4 protein-coding genes are annotated in these 3,128 nt (G+C 67.1%); 1 reads left to right on the top strand and 3 read right to left on the bottom strand.

Translation table 11 applies throughout. The features are described from left to right. Positions 1–855, bottom strand: an 855-nt coding sequence (locus tag EB75_RS28105) for an ATP-grasp fold amidoligase family protein (protein ID WP_073698472.1), incomplete at its 3' end; no start/stop codon positions are given. A 30-nt stretch (positions 856–885) separates the two neighbouring features. Here EB75_RS28105 and EB75_RS28100 point away from each other — a divergent pair. Then, complete coding sequence (locus tag EB75_RS28100) at positions 886–1,317, top strand: YybH family protein (protein WP_073698471.1); 432 nt, start codon at positions 886–888, stop codon at positions 1,315–1,317. Here the strand turns inward: EB75_RS28100 and EB75_RS30135 are convergent. Beyond that, positions 1,251–2,378: an HNH endonuclease signature motif containing protein gene (locus EB75_RS30135; protein WP_286150344.1), complete on the bottom strand. Its 1,128-nt coding sequence runs from the start codon at positions 2,376–2,378 to the stop codon at positions 1,251–1,253. The genes EB75_RS28100 and EB75_RS30135 overlap by 67 nt on opposite strands. Continuing rightward, on the bottom strand, positions 2,291–3,076 hold the full coding sequence (locus EB75_RS30130) for a DUF222 domain-containing protein (protein ID WP_286150343.1): 786 nt from the start codon (positions 3,074–3,076) through the stop codon (positions 2,291–2,293). The genes EB75_RS30135 and EB75_RS30130 overlap by 88 nt, the downstream gene beginning before the upstream one ends. Positions 3,077–3,128 lie beyond the last annotated feature (52 nt).

The raw sequence follows: 3,128 nt of genomic DNA, 5'->3' as shown, positions 1-3,128 counted from the left end.
AGACGGCACAAGCCGCCTGACCCTGTGTCCACCAAACAGGGTCAAGCCCAACCGCGCGAATCCACTCACCGGATAGGCGGCCGTCTCGCCGAACCACACCTCGCCGTCGACGTTGTAGAGGTCGACGCGCAGGAAATCGAAACCTGCCGCGATGCGCTCGGCCGCCGCGAGCATCTCGGTCAGCTGTGCGGGCGGTGCGGCAAGCGGGGCGTCTTCTGATCCCGGTCGGGTTGCCACTCTGGTCCAGGTCCGGTCGTAGTACGTGGGGCACGGGTCGGCGGCGCGTTCGGAGACGTGCAGTACGTAGCGTGCGACACCGTCGAAGACGAAGAACTTGTAGTCGGTTGGGAAGCCGGCCCCGTCCCCGATCCGCTCCTCGACCAGGAACGCAGGCTCGGCGTGGCTGTAGGCCCACTCGCCCATGATGTGCCAGTTCTCGTTGAAGAGCCACCCTTTGGTGTGCGCGGTGAGCTGCCGGATATCGGGAGTTCCGGTGCCGTCGACAATCTTTCCCCAGCGATGTGAGGGTTTGAGAATCCACCGGTCAGGTAACCCGACGGAAGCCAGCTCGGCCAGATCGGTGCCGGACCACAGCGTGCGGGGGATACGCACGGTGTCGCCCGCGGCGCGGCGGGCGAGTTCCTTTACGGCCAGTTTGTCGCAGGTCGGGCTGAGCAGTTCGCGACGGTCGTGCAGGATGCGCCAGTTGACCTTGTCGGTGAATCGTTGTGGTTCGATCAACTCGGGCAAACGCCGGTGCCGGCGTGCATACAGTACGAACCTGCGCCAACGCAGCGGTATCGCCCGCGCCAGCAGACTGCTGATCGTTTGGATCGCGGCGGTACTCGACGGCATCGCGACAGCTTAGAGGCAGGAGGAGACGGGTTGCCGGGGGATGCGATTCACAACTGGTTCGTCGAATGGGAGCGGTTGATCCGGGACGTCGACTACGCCGGTGCGCGCAAGCTGTTCGACGACGACGTCGTGGGCTTCGGCACCTACATGCGCCTCGTCCGCGGGATCGACGAACTGGTTGACGCCCAATGGCGATCAATCTGGGGGCGCATCACCGACTTTCGCTTCGATCTGGACTCGCTGACGTCCCGGACGTCGGCGGACGGGTTGTCCGGCTGGGGCCTGTGCCTTTGGACGTCAACGGGTTACGACGCGGATCATCGTCCGTTCGCGCGGCCGGGACGGGCGACCGTGTTGCTGACGCGGTCTGCTGTCGACGCCCCGTGGTTGGGCGTTCACACCCATCTGTCCTTGGTGCCGGGAACGCCGCAGCAGACATTCGGCGCCTTCGTGTACCCCTGAAAGTCTGGCTTTTTCAGGAGTGCACACGTTTCAGTACGACGGTGGTGGGATGTCCTGTTGTTCTGCGGCCGCGGCTTCTGCCGCTTCCGCTCGGCGGCTTCGCGGGCGATGCGTTCATCGCGTCGGCGTTCGAACTCCGCGCGTGCAGCAGCTGCTTCTTTGATGTCGGCTTCGTTCAGGGCCCGCTCGTAGGCGATTTCTTGGGCGAGGTTCTGGGCGCGGGTGCGGCGCCGGATGGGCATCATGACACCCCTCCCCGGTGCCGGTGGGGTGTCCAGATCGGTGGCGCCTACCGGTGGCGGTTCCGAAAATGGGGTATCAGTCACCTTACGGGGGAACACGATTCGGCTCCCGGGCACGCTGATATAGGTGTGGCCGGTCGGTGCGGTCCACACAATCGTCCCGTCAGATTGTTGACGGTCACCCCAGCCATCCGGCCCGCCGTAGAACGTCTTCAGCAGGTGATGCTTGCGGCATTTGGGGCCCAAGTTGCCCGGATGGGTCGGCCCGGCCGGCCACGGGATCGTATGGTCCACATCGCAGCCGGTGGCGGGCTGATCACAGCCCGGGAACAGGCACGTCATCGCCCGCATCCGGACGAACTCATCCATCGCCGCCGAGGGCCGGTATCGCGGCACTTCGTCCAGATCGTTGGCCGAGGCGACCGCGCGGATCGTCGCTCCGCGGGCCACCAGATCGGCCAGGATCGCCGGCGGCACCACGCCGCCGCCCAGGACATACCCAACGGGGGTACGCACCGGAGCCGGAGCTTTGGTCGCAGCAGCGGGCGCCGAGGCCGGGACAGCTACAGGAGACGGGTCCTCGGCAGGCGTGGCGGCCGGTCGCGGCTCGGGAGCGGGCTCAGGCTCAGGTGCGGGCGGGGCGGGCGTCGGGGTCAGCGGCGCAGCCGGATCCCCACTGAGCAGCGGGTCAGCCACCGGCACCGGCAGCGCATCGGTCAGCACATGAATCATCACCGCCGTGGCCCGGGCATCGGGCCCGGCCGCCGGGCAGTCGGGATCACCGCATTGGCAGGCCAGCCGGTCCCCACGCGCGGCCAACACCCCAGAGCGTCAGCGCGGCGCTGCCCGAAGGTGCGCGGATCGTTGTCGCACACCTGCCGGGCCATCTCGGTCAGCACCCGATCGAGCAGTTCGGCGTCGGTGGCCAGGAGTGCACCCCAGATCGACGCGACGCCGGTGTCATCGTCCGGCTTGCCGAACCCCACCCCACGACGGCGGGCCGCCGACCGCACCTTCAGCACCGCAGCCGGATCGAACTTGTGCACCCAGCCGTCGATCTTCTTCTCAATCTTCTTGCGGGACAACCCCGCCCACTCACGCAGCGCCCCAGCCAGGGCAGCATCGATCACCGCCAAGATATTGGGATCCTCCACCAGCCGGGTACGCCAGCAGATCAACGACACCGTCCGCGCCGACACCCCGCCGTCAGCGAACACCGCCGCCACCCGCGGCAGCCGAAACCGCAACGCCACCGCCGTCGCCATCTGCCCCGACGCTTCCCGGGTACTGATCCCCAAAGCGGCACCGACCTCGCAGGCCGCGGCATCCCAGCCATCACAGGCCCACCACTGCCGATCCCCCTGATCATCGACCCGCAACGTGACCAGGTCCGCGATCGCAAAGAAACGGCCCGCCGCGCACCGGTTCTCCACCCGCGAAAAATGGACCATGGCGTCGACCACGCCGGCATCGTGAACCAGCGTGCCGCCGGCCCCAATCCCTACGCGTTCGAACATGTGTGGCGCTCCACGGGTTTTCGTGGGCGCCTTTGTGCTGTTCAGAGGTAGT

The organism is Mycobacterium sp. ST-F2 (assembly GCF_001905655.1).
In the GTDB taxonomy this organism is placed as follows: Bacteria; Actinomycetota; Actinomycetes; order Mycobacteriales; family Mycobacteriaceae; genus Mycobacterium.
The sequence above is the reverse complement of the archived record's forward strand: the minus strand, read 5'-3'. Positions and strand labels throughout refer to the sequence as shown.

Coding starts and splice junctions, on each gene's coding strand:
- EB75_RS30130 (WP_286150343.1), bottom strand. CDS start 3,076: ATGTTCGAACGCGTAGGGATTGGGGCCGGCGGCACGCTGGTTCACGAT.